17 protein-coding genes are annotated in these 22,374 nt (G+C 49.8%); 9 read left to right on the top strand and 8 right to left on the bottom strand.

Features of this window, described 5'->3' with window-relative positions; translation table 11 throughout:
• Positions 1–523 precede the first annotated feature (523 nt).
• A complete protein-coding gene (locus CWE15_RS10840) occupies positions 524–2,218 on the top strand; it encodes a DEAD/DEAH box helicase (RefSeq protein WP_126758113.1) in 1,695 nt (564 codons plus the stop codon).
• Positions 2,219–2,251: 33 nt separating this feature from the next.
• Entirely contained in the window at positions 2,252–2,803 is a 552-nt protein-coding gene (locus tag CWE15_RS10845; RefSeq protein WP_126758114.1) for a superoxide dismutase family protein, read from the top strand.
• Here CWE15_RS10845 and CWE15_RS10850 read toward each other — a convergent pair.
• From CWE15_RS10850 to hemC, 5 genes are read right to left on the bottom strand one after another with little or no spacing between them, the layout of a single operon-like run.
• Positions 2,800–6,372 (bottom strand): translocation/assembly module TamB domain-containing protein, encoded by a 3,573-nt coding sequence (locus CWE15_RS10850; RefSeq protein ID WP_126758115.1) that lies wholly within the window; start codon positions 6,370–6,372, stop codon positions 2,800–2,802. The genes CWE15_RS10845 and CWE15_RS10850 overlap by 4 nt on opposite strands.
• Positions 6,369–8,120, bottom strand: a complete 1,752-nt coding sequence (locus CWE15_RS10855; protein WP_126758116.1) for an autotransporter assembly complex protein TamA — start codon at positions 8,118–8,120, stop codon at positions 6,369–6,371. Before CWE15_RS10855 ends, CWE15_RS10850 begins: the two co-directional genes overlap by 4 nt.
• 12 nt (positions 8,121–8,132) lie before the next feature.
• A complete protein-coding gene (locus CWE15_RS10860; protein ID WP_126758117.1) occupies positions 8,133–9,290 on the bottom strand; it encodes a heme biosynthesis HemY N-terminal domain-containing protein in 1,158 nt (385 codons plus the stop codon).
• Positions 9,283–11,265 carry a uroporphyrinogen-III C-methyltransferase gene (locus CWE15_RS10865; protein ID WP_126758118.1) on the bottom strand — a complete coding sequence of 661 codons (1,983 nt, stop codon included), beginning with the start codon at positions 11,263–11,265 and terminating at the stop codon, positions 9,283–9,285. Before CWE15_RS10865 ends, CWE15_RS10860 begins: the two co-directional genes overlap by 8 nt.
• Positions 11,266–12,219 carry a hydroxymethylbilane synthase gene (gene hemC, locus CWE15_RS10870; RefSeq protein ID WP_126758119.1) on the bottom strand — a complete coding sequence of 318 codons (954 nt, stop codon included), beginning with the start codon at positions 12,217–12,219 and terminating at the stop codon, positions 11,266–11,268.
• 106 nt (positions 12,220–12,325) lie between these two features.
• Here hemC and lptM point away from each other — a divergent pair, with 106 nt between their 5' ends.
• Genes lptM through xerC form a run of 4 tightly spaced genes read left to right on the top strand, consistent with a single transcriptional unit; the run spans position 12,326 to position 14,887 of the window.
• A complete protein-coding gene (lptM, locus tag CWE15_RS10875; RefSeq protein WP_126758120.1) occupies positions 12,326–12,463 on the top strand; it encodes an LPS translocon maturation chaperone LptM in 138 nt (45 codons plus the stop codon).
• A gap of 10 nt (positions 12,464–12,473) precedes the next feature.
• Positions 12,474–13,301, top strand: a complete 828-nt coding sequence (gene dapF / locus CWE15_RS10880; RefSeq protein WP_126758121.1) for a diaminopimelate epimerase — start codon at positions 12,474–12,476, stop codon at positions 13,299–13,301.
• Positions 13,298–13,996 carry a DUF484 family protein gene (locus CWE15_RS10885; RefSeq protein ID WP_126758122.1) on the top strand — a complete coding sequence of 233 codons (699 nt, stop codon included), beginning with the start codon at positions 13,298–13,300 and terminating at the stop codon, positions 13,994–13,996. Before dapF ends, CWE15_RS10885 begins: the two co-directional genes overlap by 4 nt.
• Before the next feature lie 3 nt (positions 13,997–13,999).
• Positions 14,000–14,887 carry a tyrosine recombinase XerC gene (gene xerC / locus CWE15_RS10890; protein WP_126758123.1) on the top strand — a complete coding sequence of 296 codons (888 nt, stop codon included), beginning with the start codon at positions 14,000–14,002 and terminating at the stop codon, positions 14,885–14,887.
• Between the two features lie 15 nt (positions 14,888–14,902).
• Here the strand turns inward: xerC and CWE15_RS10895 are convergent, their stop codons facing one another.
• Together CWE15_RS10895 and CWE15_RS10900 are read right to left on the bottom strand one after the other, a co-directional pair.
• Positions 14,903–15,529, bottom strand: coding sequence for a hypothetical protein (locus tag CWE15_RS10895; RefSeq protein WP_126758124.1), 627 nt, complete (start codon positions 15,527–15,529; stop codon positions 14,903–14,905).
• A gap of 5 nt (positions 15,530–15,534) precedes the next feature.
• Positions 15,535–15,882 carry a hypothetical protein gene (locus CWE15_RS10900; RefSeq protein WP_126758125.1) on the bottom strand — a complete coding sequence of 116 codons (348 nt, stop codon included), beginning with the start codon at positions 15,880–15,882 and terminating at the stop codon, positions 15,535–15,537.
• A 406-nt stretch (positions 15,883–16,288) separates the two neighbouring features.
• Here CWE15_RS10900 and CWE15_RS10905 point away from each other — a divergent pair, with 406 nt between their 5' ends.
• Positions 16,289–17,008, top strand: coding sequence for an HAD-IA family hydrolase (locus CWE15_RS10905; protein WP_126758126.1), 720 nt, complete (start codon positions 16,289–16,291; stop codon positions 17,006–17,008).
• A gap of 86 nt (positions 17,009–17,094) precedes the next feature.
• A complete protein-coding gene (uvrD, locus tag CWE15_RS10910; protein ID WP_126758127.1) occupies positions 17,095–19,263 on the top strand; it encodes a DNA helicase II in 2,169 nt (722 codons plus the stop codon).
• Positions 19,264–19,288: 25 nt separating this feature from the next.
• Here the strand turns inward: uvrD and rarD are convergent, their stop codons facing one another.
• Entirely contained in the window at positions 19,289–20,203 is a 915-nt protein-coding gene (gene rarD, locus CWE15_RS10915; protein WP_126758128.1) for an EamA family transporter RarD, read from the bottom strand.
• A gap of 305 nt (positions 20,204–20,508) precedes the next feature.
• On the opposite strand from rarD, the gene recQ reads away from it, so the two are divergent.
• Positions 20,509–22,344: a DNA helicase RecQ gene (recQ, locus tag CWE15_RS10920; protein WP_126758145.1), complete on the top strand. Its 1,836-nt coding sequence runs from the start codon at positions 20,509–20,511 to the stop codon at positions 22,342–22,344.
• Positions 22,345–22,374: the final 30 nt, after the last annotated feature.

Here is a 22,374-nt window from a genome sequence, read left to right on the forward strand (position 1 = left end):
TTCAAATAAAACAGCCCTTCGCGAAAGCGAGGGGCTTTTTTATTTGTATTCTAAAGCGTGTATTTACTCGAGCATGGGCATGTGACAAAACCGCAGGGAGCGGTTTTGAGCGCTGCTTGCAGCGACCTGAAGGGCGGAGGGCAGGCACCGCCTGCCGTGAATAACATGGGCTGTCGGTGAATTGACCGCTCCTGACGAATTAACAAACAAACAACAACAGTTTGTGTTGCGTCCTGTTAGAATGCGTGTCCGCTTGGGTAACTAAGTGGAAAAGAATGACAGTGGTCCCCTATCTTGCAGGCGTTCAAGCCTGGCAACTTTAAGAAGCGGTGTAGATGAAAAACCCGCTCACATGAGAACAGGGTCTAAGGGGCAGTTGTCGGTTGCGTTCATGAAGAACGCCAATGCCCAGCCTTGGTTCTATCAGCGCCCCTTCGCGGTCAGCGCGAAAGCGATCTGTATGCCGAGTCTGATTAAATAAGATTTCCGTCTTCGGTGACGGTCGTTTATTAGTGGGAAAAATATGACTGAATTTAATACCTTTTCAGCTTTGGAATTACCAGAGCCAATTCTTAGTGCTATCTCTGAAATGGGTTACACAAGCCCAACGCCTATTCAGCAGCAATCTATTCCAGCGTTGCTTGCACACAAAAACGTTCTAGGTGAGGCACAAACAGGTACAGGTAAAACCGCAGCTTTTGGTTTACCTGCCCTTGCAAATATCGACACAAAAGTACGTGGTGCGCAGCTGCTTGTGGTTGCACCAACACGTGAGCTTGCTATTCAGGTAGCAGAGCAAATTGAAGCTATGGGTAAAAACATGCGTGGCCTGAATGTGGCGACTGTTTATGGTGGTTCAGCATACGGCCCACAGGTGAAACTACTGCGCGGTGGTGCGCAAGTTGTGGTGGGTACACCAGGCCGCTTAATGGACCATTTACGTAAAGGCACTCTTTCATTAAGCCAGCTTAAAGTAGCCGTGCTGGATGAAGCCGATGAAATGTTAAACATGGGCTTCTTAGAAGACATTGAATGGATTATGGAACAGGTACCAAGCACTGCACAGCGCTGCTTGTTCTCAGCCACCATGCCGCCACAAATTCGCAAAATTGCGAATACCTTCTTAACAGACCCTGTGCATGTAAAAATTGCTTCTACCCAAGCAAATAAAGCCAATATTGCGCAAAAAGCATGGCGTGTTCAGGGCCTAACGAAAGACGCAGGCTTAGAGCGTATTTTAGAAACCAGTAACTATGAATTAGTACTGATATTTGTACGTACTCGCCAAGACACGCTAACCCTAGCAAGTCATTTGCGCGACCGTGGCTTCGCAGCCGCTGGTTTGAATGGTGACATGAACCAAGACCAGCGTGAAGCAACGGTAAACGAATTGAAAGCAGGGAAAGTTCGTATTCTTGTGGCCACAGACGTTGTTGCTCGTGGTTTAGACGTCCCTGGCGTAACGCATGTAATTAACTATGACCTGCCACAAGACGCCGAGTCGTATGTACACCGTATTGGTCGTACAGGCCGTGCAGGACGCTCTGGTGAGTCTATTTCCTTCGTGCGTCCACGCGAAATGTACATGCTGAAGCGCTACGAGCGTGCCACCAGCGGCAGCATTGAAATGATTGATGTGCCACGTGGCCGTGAACTGACCAAACACCGCATTACCAAAGCACAAGAAGCTTTAGTAAGCGTGATGGACAAAAAAGATATGGAACAAATGGCGTCGCTGTTGAACCAAATTGTTGAGGGTTCAGAGCGTACTTTAGAAGATGTGGCTGCCGCTTTACTTTATGAGTTCCAAAAACAGCGTCCATTGATTGTGAAAGAAGAGCCTGCACCACGTCGTGACCGTAATAGTCGTAGTGACTTTAACCCTCGCGACCGTCAGGGTCGTCGTAGTGATCGCGGCGACCGTGGTGGCCGTTTTGACCGTAAAGGCAAGCCAGGTGCTCGTGAGCGTAAGCCGCGTATGAACATTGAGTTTGACACGTATCGCGTAGCGGTTGGTAAACAGCACGGTGCACGTCCAGGTGACTTAGTAGGCGCTATTGCCAATGAAGGCAACCTAGACAGTAAATACATAGGTGAAATTCAGCTTTTCGACAAACACGCGACGGTTCAATTGCCGAAAAGCATGCCTGGCGAAGTACTGCGAAAGCTGCAAAAAGCACGTGTACGTCAACAGCCTATCTCTATGACCTTAGTATGATAAGCTAGTCTCTTCATCACAGAGGAGACGACTATGTTAAAACGCACTTTCATAGGGCTCGCACTGGTTGCGAGCCTTTCTGCTTGTAATTCAGAACCCCACCATCACATTACGCCAGTCGTTCCAGGCACTACCTACAGCGCACACTTAATGCCAACTGCTGGTAATGAAGGCCTTCAAGGCACTATTCACTTCGAGCAAAAGCCACAGCATGTAAGCATACGCGTGCATGTAGAAGGTTTGCCTGCAAACAGTACCCATGGGTTCCATGTGCATGAGTTTGGTGATTGCAGTGCCCCTGATGCAACCTCTGCCGGTAGCCACTTTAACCCACAAGAAACAGCCCATGGCGGCCCTGACTCTTCGGAACGGCATGTGGGCGACTTAGGGAACATTGAGTCAAATGCGCAAGGTGTCGCCGTGGTAGAGCTTGCCGACACAGCTTTGGCAATGGAAGGAGCCCATAATATTTTAGGGCGTGCCGTGGTTATTCATTCACAGCACGACGACCTAACCAGCCAACCGGTAGGAAATGCCGGCTCAAGGCTATTATGTGGCGTTATTGGTGTTGCGAAAACACGCTAACGTTCAATACTGTAAAACAGATCGGCACCTGACCCTAAGGTGCCGGTTTGTGTTTCAAAGTTTAAGTAATCGGTAAGACGGTAACGAATAAAGAAGGTATTCACTGGCTCCACTAAGCCAATGCCGTATTGAATATATAAACGTGGCGACAAATGCTTGCCTATGTAGAGCGAGGTACTTTCAAGTGTATCGCCTGCATCAAGCATAATTTCGTCAACCCCCAAAGAAGCGCTTAAGCGTTCACCCAACAAATTACCACCCTGCATACCTAACGCTAAGCTGGCTTTGAGCAGCATGTTTTCGTCTTCGCTTTTTTCGTCACCAAAGCCTCTTCCAAAAGCTAAGTACGAAAGAATTTCAGCGTCTTGCATGGTGGGCGTCGAATATAAATTAAACCGTGGCTCTTGTAGGGCGCCGCCAATGCGGGCGCCGACAGTGACATTCTCAACCGCAAAGGTTCGGCTGACCCGTAAGTCGAGACCAGGGTTCGACACCACTCCACCGGTATACACTAGGTTGCCACGTTCAATCGTAAGGCTTTGGCCATACAGCTCGTACTCCCCTTGCTCCACTTGTATGGTGCCAACCGCTGTGGTTTCTTGGTTTGGTTTTTCGATAACCCGTAACTGGCCTGTTAGCTGCCCTTCAAAACCATAGGCGGCTACCTGGAAGTCGTTGCCAAGGCTCACCTGTATATCCACATCGGCGGTATTGCTCGTGGTGTTTTGCCACAAGGTTTCGTCGCCTCGTACAATCATGGTGTCAGCAGAAGCTAACTGCACTGAGTCGAAGTCAGGCGGTGTAATAAGTGCATGGTCTACGTTTAATTCACCTCGTACCTGTAATAGGTCGGTACCTATTCGCACTTGCGCATCAGGGCTGACCACAAGCTGGATTTCACGGCTGTTCATTGCGGTAAAGTTTGAGCCTGAAATATTGACCTCTGCAAGGTGGTTAGCGAGATCGTACTGGCCAGTAACGAATAAATCACCCTCACCGGAACGCGCTGTAGCTGACATTAAAAATGGTGCGTCAACCGCACGGGGTGACTCGACTAGCACGTTAAAGTTAGATAACTGCAAGCCGGCGGCAGGGACTTCCGCCGCGCCTTCACTTATGGTCATGGTGCCACCAATGGCAGGCTTGAATAAGGGGCCAGACAGGTTAAAGCTGCCGTCGAGCTTTCCTTCAACATTTTGAATATCCGGTACCAATATGCTGACAATGGTGAGGGTATTGAAGTCGAGCGTCGCCCTCGCGTCTATGGTGGCCTCGTCAAATGGGCGCTGAATACTAAACTCAGCCTGTAAACCGCCAGCGACAGCATCTGTGGTTAAACCAAGTCGCCCGTCCATTGTTGTTTCGTCGCCTTGGAAATGAAACAGCTCACCATTGGCAAAGCGTAAATGAATGTCTTGGGCCGGTAAGCGAAAGCCGACATCATGTAGAAAAGCCTCCCCCTGGTAATTACGTTGTGCATCTTGTTGTTGGAAGCGCAATTGAATATCGGCGGCCCCTTCCACGGTTAGCGCATTAGGCAGCAGCGGCCCTAACAAGGACAGTTCAACCTGGTTAATATCTAGGTCGGCTAACAAGGTGTTATTGGTTGCATGCCAGCCTAACTCTGCACAAATATGAGTCGGTCGGTTCTCAACACGTAAACAAAAGGGCTCTACCAATGCCCTTTCTGCGCTATACGCTATGGCGGTAGCACTAGGCAGTGTCCAGCGTCCGTATTCTTGGCTGTCCACGTCCAGAGTGGTTAACTGCCCTTGCCATTGATGCTGCTGCCAGTCACCGGTCAGGGCTAAACGGGCACGCACAGGCTCGCTGGTAAGGCTTGCCTCAAGGGAGTAGCTAGTGTCAAAGGTAACAGCGGCTTCGGCAGCGAGAGAGGGGGCACTGTCACCGATACGCAGGCCGCTAAACTGAATATGCCCTGTGGGTAGTTGGGTCAGGGTGGTATCGACGGAGAACTCGGATGTCAAAGTGTCGACGGCATACTCCATGAAAGTGAATTGTTCGGCAGCAAGCTGAACTTCGAATTGTTGTGTCGTTCCTTGAGCCGTTGCGCTGACCGCGCCGTCGCCTAAAGTGACCTCAAGCATGCTGAGGCTCAGCTGTTGCTGCGTTAGGCTGGCTTGGGCTTGAACCGATAAAGCTTGTTGCTCAACGGTGGTGTTGAGTTGCTTTACTTCAAGGTGAAGCTGTTGCTCCGCTTGGCCCCATACGCCTTGCGAAAGAATATGACTGGTTAATTGACTTTCAGCCAAATAAGGCCGTACCGCCTTCGGCAAAGGAAATAAACTTAACTGCGCATTTTCAGTGGTGAGGGCTAGATCCCAGCGTGGCGTGTGCCGCCATTCGCCCGCGCCTGTCAGCTGGAAATGACCGCGTTCACTGGACAGGGTAAGGCTCAGGTCATCCACATGCTGAGTGCTGCCTTGGTAGCTCAGCTGCATTGCAAGCTCAGGATAGTCGGCCCACAAAGTGGTGCTTTCAAGCTGCATGGTAAGCTGGTCGGAGGCGCGTTGAATTGTCCCTGTTATGTTCGTATCCAAAGCAAGTTCACTAGCGTTTACTTGAAGCTGATCAAACTCGATCCGCTCGGGTGTATAACGCGCTGTGCTGCGCACGCTAAGAAAGCCGTAGTCATGGGCTGTGGCGGTTGCGAGTAAGTTGCCACGGGCCTCTGCCAGGTTGCCAGCGCCGTCAAACTGAAGTGTAAACTCACTCACATACTCGGCCACTGTAGGGTGGTTTAACTGGTAAACAGAGGCCTCTAATTGCCATCTTGGTTGGCCCGATGTGGCTTGGTTTATCTGACCTTCAATCAGAGCGCCGATGTTGTCCGTTAACTCAATACGCCCGTGCAGGGCTTCTTGCACATTCCCGCTGATATGAAGCTCACTGGAAACAGGGCCAACCTGTGGCACCGTAGTGTGAACTTGGCCCTCAAGGTTCACCGGGTAATTCCCTTGGGGAGTGACCTTCGCCTGCAGCTGAGCGTGGCCTTCAGGCATACTGAGCTGGAAGTCGTGAATGCGTAATTGGTTGTTTTCGAAGCGCCCTCGGGTTTGCAGGCGGTGAACTTGAAAAGAGCGAGCGGGCATATGTATGCTCGCGTTTTCAATAAGCAGCTGGTCAACGCGCACATTAAAGTTGAGCTCTACATGAGGCAACACAATGGCATTGTTGCTGTTGTCTGAGCTCGCTTCTGTCGTGGCAAGCTGCACTTCTACTCCGGCTACATCGAACAAGCGAATATGCGCCTGCTGCTGCAGAAGCTGCCAAGGCCACCAGCGAAGCCGAATCGATTGAATATAAACTTGGGTTCCGTTTTCCGCAGTTACTTCAACACCTTGTAAAGTGAAATCGTGCAATAAGGCCCCTTCAAAAGACTCATACTGAACCCAGGGTTCAACCCAGCGCTGGGCTTGGTCGAGCGTAAAGCGGCTACCCGGCTCAGTGTTTAACAAAAAAAGCAACAGAATGAGTAGGACCATGGCGGCAGCCACAAGATAGGTCACCGCCTTTACAAGCCAATAAAGTGGGTATTTTAGCTTCATAAGTCGGGTCCTATGGTTAAATGCAGACGTAATGAGTCGCCAGGATCAGACAAGCCTGAAGCAAAGTCGAAACGGACAGGGCCTATCGGGCTTTGCCAGCGAAAGCCAAAGCCTAAACCCACTTTAAAGGACTCTTGTATGTCATTAAACGCATTACCCGCATCGACAAAAGCGGCCACACGCCAGTTCGGACGAAAACTGTAGTCGAACTCGAGGCTGCTCACCACCAAGTTGCGTGCACCTTCCACCTCGTTGTTGTCATTGCGGGGGGAAATGGAACGGTAGGCATAGCCACGCACGCTGCGGTCGCCCCCAGTAAAAAACCGTAATGAAGTAGGAACTTGGTCAAAGTCGCTGGTAATCGAGGTGCCAAGCTCAATACGAGCAAGCGCTCGGGTGCGGCTGCCAAAGGAATGCACATACTTGGCTGAAGCAAGGGTTTGCAAGAAGTCGGAGTCAGAAAACAACTGTTTTGTAGCACCCCGCAGGGTCAAAGAAAGCCGCCAACCGTCAAGCACATTCAGGCGGTTCGGGGTTTCGACACGCGTCCATTGGGCACTTGGCATTAGGTATTGGGTTTTTCGAATGTCCCCTTCAAAATAGTCACGCTCGTCTTGCCAATCGATGGAGTAAATACGTTGTAAACGCTCCCGCTGACTCTGCCAGCTGGCACCATAGGTAAAACGCTCAGAACGAATGGTGCTACTGTCTTCGTCGGTCCACAAAGCCCGTAAAATATACTGATCAGACTGTGGTTGTGAACCTGGAATAACATAGCGGGTACCAATATTGGTCAGAATTTCTGAGGCCTGTAGCTGCGCATTGAAGCGATGCCCTCGGGTATTCACCCAGCGTCTGTTCTGCTCGAATTTTAATCGCGCTCCTGTGTCTGTCCCATAACCAAGTCCCACTTGGTAATGGGTACGCTTGTTGGGCTCGTATTCAATATTAACAGGTACTTGGTGTTTGTCTGAGGCTTCGGTCCAGAGCGGTTGTACTTCAACCCGGCTAAAATAGTCGCTATCGGACAAGCCTAGTTGCAGGTTAATAAGCTCCGTCGCCGACACGTTATCGCCTTTCTCAAAGGGAATAAAGCGACGCATAACGTCTTCGTCTAAATGGCCTGGAGCAATGCGAATGTCTCCGAATTGATAACGAGGCCCGGTATTCAAGATCAGTTCAATATGGGCTTGGTAGCTTTCCACGTCGATACGCAAGGTACTGGTTTGATAAGCGGCTTGGTAGTAGCCCCGCTCCGAGGCATGCCGCCGTAGCTGCGACTTGGCGCTTTCATAATCAGAGTGCAGCAAAGGAGCACCCGAACGAATGGGCAGTCTGTTAATGAGCTTTTGAAAGGAAGGGTCTTGTTCGCCAGCTCCTTTAATTTGAATGCTCACATTGCCAATGGGAATAGGGTCACCTAAGGCGACGGTATAAGTGGCATACCAATCATGATCCCGTTTTTCTAAGTGGCTGTTGAGCTGGTAGTTATAGTAACCATAGGGGGTGAGAGCACGGAAGAAGTCACGTTCGGCTTGGTTGTGTAAATAACGCACCCGACCATCGCCAGGTGCCACTTTAGAATGGTATTCGTAAATACGCAAAAGCAAGGCAGAGTTAGTGAGCACTCGGCCATTGAGGCCTTCAATTGTAACGAACACCCGGCTGATTTCGGTTTCTTCTTGCCCATATACCTTAGAGGCAAAAAGAAGAACGAAGGCAAAGAATACGGTCCATGCTTTACGCAATCCGCCCTCCAGTTACTGTAATCCACTAGCTTTACGAAAAGCTTGTAAAGCACCGTCGGGCTTATTTGCAGCCAGCAAGGTTTCGCCTAACAGGCGGTACGCATAGGGCTCTGGTTGAATGACGAGAGCTTCCCGAAGCGCCCGTTCCGCTAGCTCGTACTCTTTTTCTATAAAGCGCGTCGCTGCATAAAGTTTTAAGGCGTCGGCACTGTCTGGGTTGTCTTTCACCGCTTGGCCAGCCCAGTTATTTAAGGCGTTGTCTTTTGCCCATAACTCAGGGGCTAAGGCAACAATCTCGTGAAGCTTTAACTCGTTACGCTTCAGACCACGCTCGGTCACTTTAGCCGCAACACTGTGGTGCCCTTTCATCACTAACACTTCAATATAGGCAATGCGAATAGCGGGCGTACGACGCTGGGCTTTGGACAGGCCTTTCCAGCAGTTTTCTAGGCTTTCCAGAGACAGCTCAGCCTTAAACAGGGCTTGGTAACAAAGCCGTTTTAACTTGTGTAAGCGAATGGCAGGTAGCGCCTGTTGCTTTTCAATGCGAGGTAAGAGTTCGCGCAGGGTGCCCCAATGCTCAAACCGGGCTAACTGTTCGGCAATGGCACGCCACAATGCGGGAGTTAATTTTTTCCGGGCGCTTAAGCGTTCGGCCAGGTCTAGGGCTTCGGCGGCATCGTCGGTGCTGAGCAAGCGCAAGACTTCTAAGCTTTCCCCGGTAAAGCCAGCTAACTTGGCCTCGCTTAAAATACGCTTTTGGTCGGTGTTGGCACCGGCCTCGCCATAGGCCGCCGCAGCTAGCGCATAAGCTAACTGTGGGTCGGGATGGTGCTTTTTGCTCTTGTCGGCAAGCTCGGCACTGGTTTGAAAGTCGCGGTTTAACCAGGCGTCAAGCGCGTTACGTAGTAAGTGAATGGCTTTTTGTTCGCGCCGTGCTTGCAGCCACTTTTTGGTGGCCACTTTGCTGAGTATTAGCTGGCGCAGGAAGCGCAACAGCAACCACACCAGGAATGAACCAAGCGCAAGAATAAATACAGCAACGACTACGCTGGTTTCTATGGTATAGCCTGCAAGCTGCACCATGACATAGCCAGTATTTCCACTCCAGTAAGGTGCGGTCAGTAAGCCAATGATAATGGCTAAAACCAGTAAGGCACTCTTAATCATTCGCGCCCTCCGTTACAGCAGGCATGGCACTTTCTAAGTCGTGTAAACGTTCGCGCAACATGGCCCGCGAGATCAGGCTGGTGGGGTAGTCGGTGGTTATATCGAGGTCTTTTATCGAACGTAAAGCACTTAAAAACTGACGGGTACCTGTGCTTTCTGCCAAGAAGTAATCACTCACTAAGGTATAGGCTTCTTCAAGGGTTGTGGCATATATCTCTTGTTGTCCACGCTGGAGCGCATTTTGCGCTAACTGTAGCTGTAGCTCGATACGGCTTACCAAAGCCAGCCGCTGCTCTTGATTAATACGCAGGGGCAATTCGGCATTGCGCTCTATGCGAACTAAGTCAGCGCTTAAGGCTTGCCAAGCATTGGCTAAGTTGTCGCGCCAATTGCTAACCTCACTGGTCACCTCAGCAGGCTCTTCGGGTGTCTCTGTGTCCAGTTTGCCATTGTGTACTTGCAGGCTATGCACCTGCTTTTGTAGCTCTTGCAGAAGCAGCATAACCCCTGTGTAGTCAATGGTGGGGACTGCGGCAACCATGGCAATGTCGCGCTCAAGCTGGTCGATGATCGTTTGGTAGCTGGTGCTATCGGCTTCGAGTATTTCTTTTGCAGACTTCAGTAGGTTCATAGCAATGGCTACGTCGCTACCACCCATACTCAACCGCTGCACTGCCACAGTAACGCGGTCATAGGCTTCACTAAGCAATAAGCCGTTTTGGTTACGGTTTTCCGAAGCGCGAACCCGCTGACTTAAACGCAATAAGTCTTGCTCTTGCTGTGCTACTTGCTGGCGCAAGCGAGTTTGTTGCGTTTCCTGCTGATCGCGCAGGTTTTGCAGCGCTTGCTGTTGCTCTTGCTTCTGTTGGTTGAGTTTGGCTTGTGTGTCTTGTTGTAAGCGAGCCGTTAAGCGTGCTTCAAATTCAGCATCGGTGCGCTGCGCCTCAGAAAGACGCGTGCGTAATTGGTCAAACTCTTGTGCTGTGCGCTGCTGAATGCTTTGTTGTTGCTGCCATAAATACCAGCCGCCACCGCCCAAGGTCACAACAGAAAGCAATAGCACCACCAAGAAAAAGCCTGTCCAAAAGCCAGAGCCCTTGCTGGCTTGTTTGGCAGGTTTTGGTTGCTTCGGCGTTTTGCTCTTTGCTTTTACTTCTTTTGTTGCTGTGTCTGGTTTGTCAGTGTCTGGCATGGAAGTGTCGCTCTCAGGTGTTGGCAAAATAGTGTGAATGGGCACAGCAGCGGCTACAAGGTCGTCGGCCATGGCGCTGGCGGCAAAGTGGATATGCGCCTCAGGAACGCCCAGTGGTCGAATGGCGTCGGCAATTCGCTCACTCGGCACCACCCAATGACAGCTTTTTCCCCAATCGGTTTTTTGCGCGTGTTGTAAATGCGCGGCCAACAACTCGGCCTGCTCTTTACTACTGACCAGAATACGGTCGATCTGTTCAAACCAATCTGCCGGAATGTGCGCGCGCTCGCCCGTTTTAGGTACACGTTCATACACGCTTGCAATGGTGACGCGGGCCCCACGCTCCGTCAGCGTGTCTGGAATAATACTGCGGCCAGGCGCACCGTTAATAATAAGCCACTGCTCTTGATCCACCTGCTGTAGCTCAGGCAGCTCAAGCAGGGCTGTACTATTATGCGCTGTGGTTGGCCAAGTTACTGGATATTTAGAAAAATTTAACAGGGGCTCGCCTGTGCCTGGACCTACAGCAAAGTAGTGTTTGCGGGCTTTCGGCCAGGCGGCCTCATTTACAATGCGGTTAAAAAAGCGGGTGGCGTTTGGGCTAACGGCGACAATGCCGTCCCAATGGGTTTGTAACCACTGTTCTTTCACCGCGTCGGTAGGCGGTAGCGCATTAATATCGACCATTGAATGACAATAGGCATCCAACCCACGTTCACGTAGTTTGAGTTCAAGAGCGCTTTGCTCTTGCTCGGCACGAATAATTAATACGCCTCGGCTCATTTAGTTATCCTTGGTTAAATAGACAGCCTGTAAAATGTCACCCGCTCCTTGTGCGAGTAAGTCCTGTGCAACTTGTTTGCCCATAGCTTCAGCGGTTTCCCGTGGGCCTCTGAGTTCCGCGCGAAGCACATGCTTGCCGTCTGGGTCACCCACTAAGCCGCGTAGCCAAAGGGTGTCCCCTTCAAGTACTGCATAAGCTCCAATGGGCACCTGGCAGCCGCCCTGTAAGGTTCGGTTCATAGCACGCTCTGCCAGTACGCAGTCACGAGTGTCAGCGTCGCTTAACGGGGCTAGTAACGCTTTTACACGTGCGTCGTCGCTGCGACATTCAATACCTAAGGCACCCTGGCCGTTCGCAGGTAGCGACTCTTCCACGGACAGTAAGGAGGTAATGCGCTCTTCTAATTCTAGGCGAATTAACCCAGAAGCCGCTAAAATAATCGCGTCGTACTCGCCGTCGTCGAGCTTTCTTAACCGAGTTTGCACGTTGCCGCGTAAGTCTTGAATCACTAAATGGGGATAAGCTGCAGCTATTTGGCAGCGGCGGCGCAAGCTACACGTGCCCACAATAGCGCCTTCGGGCAAGTCGGCCAACCCTTTGTATTTATTCGAAACAAAGGCGTCTCGCGGGTCTTCACGCTTGGTAATAGTGGCAAGCTCTAGGCCTTCAGGAAATTCCACCGGTAGGTCTTTCATGGAATGCACAGCAAGGTCGGCACGGTTTTCCAGCATCGCCACTTCAAGCTCTTTGACGAACAAGCCTTTCCCGCCAATCTTCGCAAGCGGCGTGTCCAAAATAATATCGCCGCGGGTGCTCATGGGCATCAGCTCAACGGTGAGGTCGCTATGAAAAGCTTCAAGTTGTGCTTTTACATGCTCTGCTTGCCACATGGCCAACATGCTTTTGCGGGTTGCTATGGTAAGAGTTTGTTTCGTTGTTTGCTTTAAAGTCATTAGTACGCCATTACCGTAAAGTCGAGTGTATTTTTAGGGCTAAAGGTGACAAATAGCCCAGTGAATGCGATTATGAGCTTCTTTTTAGCTTAGTGTAACGTGGCTTATGATAAAACGCACGAAACTCACAGTGTTGCTTATGTTAGTGATGTTTTCTATTGTCGGGTGTGGGCAAAAAGGACCTTTATACTTACCTGACCCCCCGCCAGTAAATGACAAAGAACCGGCGGACCCGGAAAATTAAAGGCAATTGAATGCAAATGTACTTTTCCAAAATGCATGGGCTTGGCAACGACTTTATGGTGGTCGACAATGTCACCCAGAACATTTTTTTTAATCCAGCGCAAATTAAGCAGCTTGCTGACCGCCATTTAGGCGTTGGTTTTGATCAGTTGCTGCTGGTGGAGCCGCCTTACGACCCGGATGTAGACTTTCACTATCGTATTTTCAATGCCGACGGTAGCGAAGTCGAACAGTGCGGTAATGGTGCTCGCTGTTTTGGTCGCTTTGTGCGCATGAAAGGGCTGACCAATAAAGACACCATTACGGTGTCTACCAAAAGTGGTGTCATTCGCATTCGAGTGGAAAGTGAAACCCAAATAAGTGTGGATATGGGCAAGCCACAGCTGGCCCCCCATGCCATACCCTTTAAGGCAAATAAAGAAGAGCTCACCTATATTCTTCGGGCCGAAGAGCAAACCTTCCTGTGTGGCGCTGTGAGTATGGGCAACCCCCACTGTGTCATGCTGGTGGAAAATGTACAGGAAGCCCCGGTTGCCGAAGTGGGGGCCCTGCTGACGTACCACGAGCGTTTCCCGAAAGGGGCGAACATAGGTTTTATGCAATTAACCGGTGAGCGCAGTGCGCAGCTGCGGGTTTACGAACGCGGGGCAGGCGAAACCCGTGCCTGTGGTACGGGGGCTTGTGCGGCTGCCGTATGGGGTATTTTACAAGGCAAACTGATGTCACCGGCAACCATTAGTTTGCCCGGTGGTAGCTTAACAATTTCTTGGCAACGCGGGCAAAGTGTCTGGATGCGTGGCCCAGCGGAACATGTATACGACGGACAATTAACCCTATGAGTGATCAAAAATCGACTGCCGAACCTTTAATGGGCGACGTTTTAAGTGCTGAAATGGTGGTGGAGTATTTAGAACAACACCCGAATTTTTTTGTCGAGCACGAACATCTATTAAGCCAAATGAACCTGCGCCATCAGCAAGCAGGTACCGTTTCCTTGATTGAACGACAGCAGCGTGTGTTACGAGACAAGGTTGCTGCTTTAGAAGAAGAAATTACATCGTTAATGGTGAATGCGCGCCGCAACGAACAAATTTTTAAAGGCTATAGTGCCTTGTATGTGCAGTTGCTGCAGTGTGAAACACTGGACGACATTCTGGCAAAAATGAAAGAAACCTTTAAACAGGAATTTGCCTTGCCAGAATTGAGCTTGAAGTTTTTTGACAGTCCCATTGAATTGCCAGAGCAATATTCATTTGCTTCAGACACGCATAAGCAGTTGCTTAGCAAGCGTTTTAAAGACACCAGCATTTATTTAGGGCGTATCAGCAAAGAAGAACAAAAGCTCTTGTTCCGCGACGAGCAAGTCGAGTCGGTGGCCTTGGTGTTGCTTGGGCGACATCAGGAACTAGGCATGCTGGCCTTTGGCAGTAAAAACCCAGCACACTTTGAACCAGACATGGATTACTTGCTGATGACCCAGCTACAAGCACTGTTGAGCGTTATTTTGCCACGCATGTTGGCAGAGCAGGAGTAACCCATGCAAACCGAGGTGGATCGCTACTGTGCTTATTTAGCGGAGGTCCGTGGTTATTCGCCTCACAGTGTGGCCAGCTACCGCCGGCAGCTGACCCAAACCGTGCAAGACCTGGTTTACCTTAAGCTCTCTGACTGGCCTGAGTTAACCGCACCCGATGTCGAACAGTTGGTGCTGCTGTGGCGGCGTAAAGGCAGCGGCATAGCCACCATTCAGCAGCGTTTGTCGGCCTTACGCTCGTTTTGCGACGACTTGCTTCGACACGGCATTCTTATGTCGAACCCGGCGCGCCAAGTGCAAGCGCCCAAAGCCCCCAAGCGGTTACCCAAGAACCTTGATGTCGACGCCATGATGCAACTGCTTGAAATTCCGCCGAATGACCCGCTGGCGCTGCGAGATCGGGCCATGTTCGAATTGCTATATAGCTGCGGCCTACGTTTAGCCGAATTAGTGAGTTTAAATGTGGCAGACATTCATGCAGACCGCGAGTTGCGGGTGCTGGGTAAAGGCCGAAAAACCCGTATTGTGCCTGTGGGCAAAGAAGCGAAGCGTTGGTTGGAGCTTTGGCTGACCGAGCGCAGTACCTGGGCGGGTGCCAGTGACCCAGCCTTGTTTTTAAGCAAACAACAGCGGCGCATTAGTGCCCGCTCCGTGCAATTACGCTTGCGCAAATGGGGCATAAGCCAGGGCGTGACCGAAAATGTGCACCCCCACAAATTAAGGCACAGCTTTGCCACACATATTTTAGAGTCGAGCCGTGACTTGCGTGCTGTGCAAGAACTGCTCGGCCATGCCAATTTAAGTACCACGCAAGTGTACACCCAAGTGGACTTTGCTCACTTGGCTAAGGTCTACGACGACGCGCACCCGCGGGCTAAAAAGAAAGACTAGTTTATTGCGACCGTTTTAACCACCCCAAGCAATATAAATCTCATGAGGTTCGCCGTCGCTCTTTATAGTCATGGTTGTTTCGCCGCTTGCATCATACCAGCCTTGTTCCACCAGCAACTTTTGCAAATGCATCAGGGCCATAAAAGGTTGCCCATCAACATGTGTTTTTATTTGACAAATAGAACTCTTGCACTCTATAGCTAGCACATTAAACTTTTCTAGCTCTTTAGCATGTACAGTAAAAAGGTCGGTGAGTTGTTGTGTAGCTACATACGACCAATGAGCATTGTAGCCTTGCTCATAATATTGCGTTGTATAATCCGTCACTTGCTGTTGTACTAATGCCGCCACATCAGGAGTTGACTCTGAGTTAAAAACGATAGCTGGTTCATGAACGGCTTTAGGCTCACCTTCTATAGTCGCGCTGAGGGTTGGATCTGACCCCAATAGTTCATCTGCTTCTGATCTCTCCATTTCAGCCCCTAGGCCGAATAATTCAGGTTGATTATCAACAGTTTCTATAAAATTTGTTGTGTCGGCCGGAGCAGTTTGTTCTGGCCCTGATATTTGGTTTTCGAAAAACCAAGCGGTAATGAACCCCAAAATGATAATCAGGTAAATAATATGAATACGTTTATTCATCAATACTACCTAAACTCAACCAGTATGTGCGACACGCTAGAGAAGTTATGTTTGCCGAACTGCTCTAATGCTTCCTTTTCAGTAGCGCAGGCAGGGCATATGTTTTCGTCGATGGTAAATAAAATAGCCGTGCCATTTTTACCCAGTGTATTAACGGGTATTTTTTCACTTATTTCGTTAAAGTGAAGCGTGGAGATGGGGGTGTTGTGTTCCGATATGTTTACGGCTATTAAAGAGTCGTCAAGCGTACCCGCATGGCTGTAAGTATGCTCACCCTGTGAATTAAAAAAAAGAGTGAGAGGGTATTCAGTTTTTATCTTGTGTGCTGTCAATAGAGGCTGTAATTCTGACATGGCTGCTTTTTTCGTAGCAGCTAAAGTATTTGGTAAGTAAATGATACATAGCAATATGAGCAAGGAAAGTCTCATGATTCACTCCAATATAAATCTTTATTTTTCCATGACAGGCTTTCAGCTGCCGGAGCTTAGATCGCATATAACACAAAAAGAATTTACACAATGAATGCAGGTGGTTGCATTACAAACGGATGAATCGCTATTTGCTAAGTTTACAGATGGGAATGCTGCTAAACTAAATAAAAAATAAAACATAAAACGTTTAAACATGGCTTTACCTTATTATTTGATAGTTTAATCTAGGTTTAACTTGGGTAAAACAACTCACAAGCTCAAGGTAGCAGGTGGGTAACACTTCTGCAACATCTCTGTTTTTATTTCATACATATAGCGAGGTTACAAAGTGAATTGGCAAATTCATCGCCGTTTAGAGCCTATTCGTATTTTAAGTTTTGATCTCGACGATACCTTATATGCCAACGCGCCCGTGATGGCTCATGCAGAACAGTATTTAGTAGACTACCTAGCCGACAAAGCACCGGCGTTAGCCGATATTACGGTCGCTCAATGGCGTGAGTTGCGGCAGCAAGTCGCTGCAGAAAATGCCGAGTTAGCGAGTGATATGTCGGCTTTGCGTCGGGCGACGTTTGTGCAGGAGCTTAAAAGGCGTGGGGTAGCACAGGTGGAAACCCTTGCCGACGAGGCCATGGCGGCATTCTTTGTAGTGCGTAACCAAGTTGATATTGAGCAAGACATACATACCTTGTTAGGGAAACTGGCAGAAAAGTATACGCTGATTGCGATAAGCAACGGCAATGCCGACATTCACCGTATTGGAATAGGCGACTACTTCACAGCCGCCGTGCGCCCGGGGCCGGGTGTGCGTGGCAAGCCTTTCACGGATATGTTTGAGTTAGCAGCTGAAAAAATTCAGCTAGAACACCCTCGTCACATGCTGCATATTGGCGACCATCCCGTGAGCGACGTGCAGGGAGCACTGCGTTTTGGTGCCCAAGCCCTTTGGTATAACTCGCCGTTTAAGCCGGCAGAAGGGGTACCCGCCGTCACTTGGTTGCCCCATGCCAGCATTCAAAATATTCAAGCCTTGCGGGCCCTGCTGTAATGGGACTACTGGTTGCATATACAGCCATAGGCCAGTAAACTTGCGCCAACACTTTTTTCAATACTTCTTTCAATAATAGGTAGGCTATGGACGTTTCTCATCTTCTCGACGGTATGAATGATCGCCAGCGTGATGCTGTGAGTGCAGATGAGCGGCATATGCTTGTTCTAGCAGGTGCCGGAAGCGGTAAAACCCGTGTGTTGGTACACCGTATTGCTTGGCTCATTCAAGTGATGCAGTACTCGCCTATGTCGATTATGGCCGTCACCTTTACCAACAAAGCCGCGGCAGAAATGCGCGGGCGAGTGGAACAACTGCTAGGCCGCGATGTGCGCAGTATGTGGCTTGGGACCTTCCATGGTTTAGCGCACCGCTTGTTACGGGCCCACTACCAAGACGCCAAACTGCCCCAAAACTTCCAAATTCTAGACAGTGACGACCAGCTGCGCTTAGTAAAGCGTATCTTGCGCGCCTTAAACTTAGACGAAAAGCAGTGGCCGGCTAAGCAGGCGCAGTGGTATATCAATGGCAAAAAAGACGAAGGGCTACGTGCCGAGCATATCGACGCCTTTGATATTACCGACAAAACCTTAAAAGAAGTCTATGCGGCCTATCAAGAAGCGTGTGACCGTGCTGGCTTAGTCGACTTTGCTGAGCTATTACTGCGGGCTCATGAGCTCCTACGGGACAACAAATATGTGCGTGAACATTACCAGAAACGCTTTCGCCATATTTTGGTGGACGAGTTTCAAGACACCAACCAAATTCAATATGCTTGGGTGCAAATGCTGGCGGGCACGCAAAACTATGTCACCATTGTAGGTGATGACGACCAGTCTATATACGGCTGGCGCGGTGCCCAAGTAGAAAACTTGCAACATTTTTTGCGTGACTTCCCCAGCGCTGAAACTATCCGCTTAGAGCAAAACTACCGCTCCACCAATATGATCCTGCAAGCAGCCAACGCAGTGATAGCCAACAATGAAGACCGCCTAGGGAAAGAGCTTTGGACCGATGGTGCCGACGGAGCGCCCATTTCTTTGTATGGCGCTTTTAATGAGCAAGAAGAAGCGCGCTATATCGTTTCACGCATTATGCAGTGGCAAGAACAAGGTGGGGCGCTGTCTGACATAGCCTTGTTGTACCGGAATAATGCCCAGTCTCGGGTGCTGGAAGAAGGTTTGCTGTATGCACAAATACCTTATCGTATTTATGGTGGTTTGCGTTTCTTTGACCGCCAAGAGGTGAAGGACGCGGTTGCTTATTTACGTCTCATAAGTAATAGAAACGACGACGCCGCCTTTGAGCGGGTGGTGAATACGCCCACCCGCGGCATTGGTGAGCGTACCCTTGGGCTGGTACGTGAGGCGGCAAAAAATGAGCAAACTACCATGTGGCGCGCCGCGCAACAGCTGGTGAACGAAAAGATATTAACCGGACGTGCCCGTACCGCAGTTACTGGCTTTTTAACCTTGGTCAACGAGCTGGAGGAAGCTACACACGCTATGTCGCTTTCAGCTCAAACCGACAAAGTGCTCCATGGTAGTGGCTTGCTTGCCATGTACCAAGCTGAAAAAAGCGATAAAGCAGAAACCCGTGTAGATAACTTAAAAGAGTTGGTGAGCGCAACAGAAACCTTCGTGCCCACAGGGGAAGAAGGCATGACTCCACTGGCAGAGTTTTTGTCTCATGCGGCGCTTGAAGCGGGTGAAGAGCAAGCCGATGCCCACCAAGACGCCGTGCAGCTTATGACACTACATAGCGCGAAAGGATTAGAGTTTAAACTGGTGTTTATGACCGGTATGGAGGAAGGTACTTTCCCATCGTTGCAATCGTCGGCCGAGTCGGGCCGTTTAGCTGAAGAACGTCGCCTGTGTTACGTCGGCATGACCCGCGCCATGGAACAGTTAGTACTTACCTACGCAGAAACTCGTCGTTTATATGGGCAAATGAATACCCATAGGCCTAGCCGTTTTATTGGTGAGCTGCCGCCAGATCATGTGGAAAACGTGCGTGAGCATGTGCGGGTGGAAACACCAAGCCAAAGCCGAAGCCGATTCCACACGGGCGTTTCCCATGAAAGCTTTGTAGAAACCGGCTTTAAGCTAGGTCAACGGGTGCTGCATAGTAAATTTGGCGAGGGTACCGTGCTGAACTATGAAGGCACAGGCTCTCAAAGCCGAATTCAAGTGAACTTTGCCACAGGTAGCAAATGGTTAGTTGTGGCCTATGCGCGGCTGACAGCCCTTGACTAACATGCTGGCAGGCATGGCCTACCGTTTACGACGCACGCTGCGCTTTTAACCGCTTATGGGTGCGAAGTGCATCATAGGAATACAAAGCTAAGGCACTCCAAATAATTAAAAAAGTGAAGAGACGTTCAATTTGCAGCGGTTCGTGGAACACGAAAATAGCGAGCAAGAACATAATGCTTGGTCCTATGTACTGGAAGAAACCAAGCGTAGAGTAGCGCAAGCGCTGGGTTGCAGCGGTAAAACAGAGTAAAGGCAATGTGGTGACGACACCTGCCGCTGCTAGCAAAGCATTCAGCTGCCAAGAATTTAGCAGTAAGTTGCTGGCGCTGCTGTCGGCAAAAAACACAAAGTAAAATAGCATGACAGGTAACAGCAGAGTCACTTCAAGCCACAAGCCAGTAAGTGAGTCGAAGGGAAGCTTTTTGCGAAGGGCGCCATAGGTAGCAAAGGAAGCGGCTAAGCCCACAGCCACCCAAGGAATGGAGCCATAAGTAACTAACTGCACTAGCACACCAGCGCAGGCCATGCCAACGGCTAACCACTGCATTGGCCGCAACCGTTCCGCAAACACCAGCATGCCAATGGCAATGTTTAATAGTGGGTTAATAAAATACCCCAAGCTAGCGTCCAGTACATGGTCGTTGGTGGTTGCCCAAATGAATAAAAACCAATTGTTGGCGATTAATAAAGTAGCGAAACCGAGCAGTGCTAGCTGTTTCGGCTGTTTTAGTGCAGCACGCACTAACGCCATTTTTTTTAGTACAATAAGCAGCAATAGCACCAAACCAAACGACCAGAAAATACGGTGGCTTAATATTTCCATCGCGGGTACATGGCCCACAGTTTTAAAGTACAGTGGTGCTACACCCCACATGCTATAGGCGGCAGTAGCAAAGAAAACACCCTGTTTGGTTTGATGTGACGCAGCCTGTGTTTGCATGAGTACCTTGTTAGCTAGAACCGCTGGAATGAGAAAAACTTATTATACCCGTGTGTGAATGCTAGCGGAATATACAGTTCCGCTTTTAGCTACGACCTATAGCTTGCAGCGAAACAAACAGCTTCATATAGTGTAATTATTGAGCAGTCAAATAAGCCAATAGCGGAACTCATGGTTATTCGTATCAGGGAAGCTTACAATGTTACTCTCAAGCAATGAGAACAGGTTTCATCCCTAGGTACATACTTTAACAAAGGCATTCTCTTCACGTGGTCACCTCAAGCGTAGCGCATTCGTCGGCACACATGGAAAATGACAACCATCAGCCTGGGGCTGCTCCTTCTTTAGCAGCTGCCCAGCAGTTATTGGAGGATGTGTTTGGTTATAAGTCGTTCCGATTTGGCCAAGCGGACATTATTCAGCAAGTTCTCGCGGGCGGTGACACCCAGGTGCTGCTGCCAACCGGGGGCGGCAAGTCACTTTGCTATCAGCTCCCTGCCTTGCTTCTTCCCGGGCTTACCTTGGTTATTTCACCTCTTGTTTCCTTGATGGACGACCAAGTGTCGGCGCTAAAAGAGCTTGGTATTTCTGCTGCGGCTATTCATTCGGGCATGCAGTCGGTCGAGGTGATGAATACGCTGCGTGGTATTCAAGAAGGAAACATCAAGCTGTTGTATTTATCCCCCGAGCGGGTATTGCAAACGCATTTTCTTGAGCGCCTACAAGGCTTACATATTTCCCTTATTGCCATCGACGAAGCCCACTGTATTTCCCAGTGGGGCCATGACTTCCGCCCAGAGTACGGCCAACTTGGGGTGCTTCGCAACTGGTTGCCAGGGGTGCCTATTTTAGCCCTTACTGCCACCGCCGATGCAGTGACCCGCACAGACATTGCCGAAAGGCTGCACTTGCAGAACCCGCATTTAGTGCAGGGAAGTTTTGACAGGCCCAATATTCGTTATGTGGTACAGGAAAAGTACCGAAATAAGCCCCAAGTTGTTGACTATGTAAAAACCCAGTCGGGAGCTTCAGGCATTATTTATTGCGGTAGCCGGAAACGCACTGAAGAAATAGCTGAGCGCCTCGTTCGTGCAGGCGTAAAAGCGGCTGCTTACCATGCGGGGTTGCCCCATGAAATTCGACAAAGCACCTTGTACCGCTTTTTACGCGATGACTTGCATGTTGTGGTTGCAACTGTAGCTTTTGGCATGGGCATTAATAAGCCTAATGTGCGTTACGTAATGCACTACGACTTACCTCGCAGTATAGAAGCGTACTACCAAGAAACAGGCCGTGCCGGACGCGACGGCGCACCTGCCGAAGCCATTATGTTTTATGAGCCAAACGACGCCCGCTGGGTGCGCCGTATGTTGAATGAACAAGACGACTCGCCGCAAGTGGCGGTTGAACGGCAAAAGTTCCATGCCATGAGCTTATTTGCTGAAGCGCAAACGTGCCGCCGTTTGGTGCTGCTAAATTATTTCAATGAATTTCGCGACAAGCCCTGCATGAACTGCGACCTCTGTTTAAACCCACCACAGCAATATGACGGCACGGTGGATGCACAAAAAGCCTTAAGCTGTGTGTACCGCACAGGGCAGCAATTTGGTGTGCAGCATGTAGTGGATGTATTACGCGGTAGTAAGCAGCAAAAAATAAAAGACTACCAGCACGACCAATTAAGTACGTGGGGCCTGGGTAAAGATAAAAAGCAGGAGTATTGGATTTCAGTCCTGCGCCAACTTATTCATCGCGGGCTTTTAGTGCAAGATATTCGTTTTCATAGCGCATTACGACTAACGGAAGAAGCGCGCCCAGTATTACGCGGCGAAGTCGCATTAACTTTGGCCAAGCCAAGATTAGAAGCTATTTCGTCGGAACAACATGTGGAAGCCCGTGGCCAGCACGACAAAGCCTTGTTCCGCCGCTTGCGCAAATTACGCAAAGAATTAGCGGAAGAACATGAATTAGCCCCTTATATGGTATTTAGCGACGCAACCTTACAAGAAATGGCATTGCTGCTTCCCACCACCCCTAGCCAAATGTTGGCTGTCTCTGGCGTGGGTAAAATAAAGTTCGAACGCTACGGATATGACTTTATTCATGAAGTCATTCAATATTTAGACTCCTCCCACGCATAAAAAAAATCTTGTCATATTTTATTCATGTTC

Source organism: Aliidiomarina taiwanensis (assembly GCF_003987015.1).
GTDB classification, from domain to species: Bacteria; Pseudomonadota; Gammaproteobacteria; order Enterobacterales; family Alteromonadaceae; genus Aliidiomarina; species Aliidiomarina taiwanensis.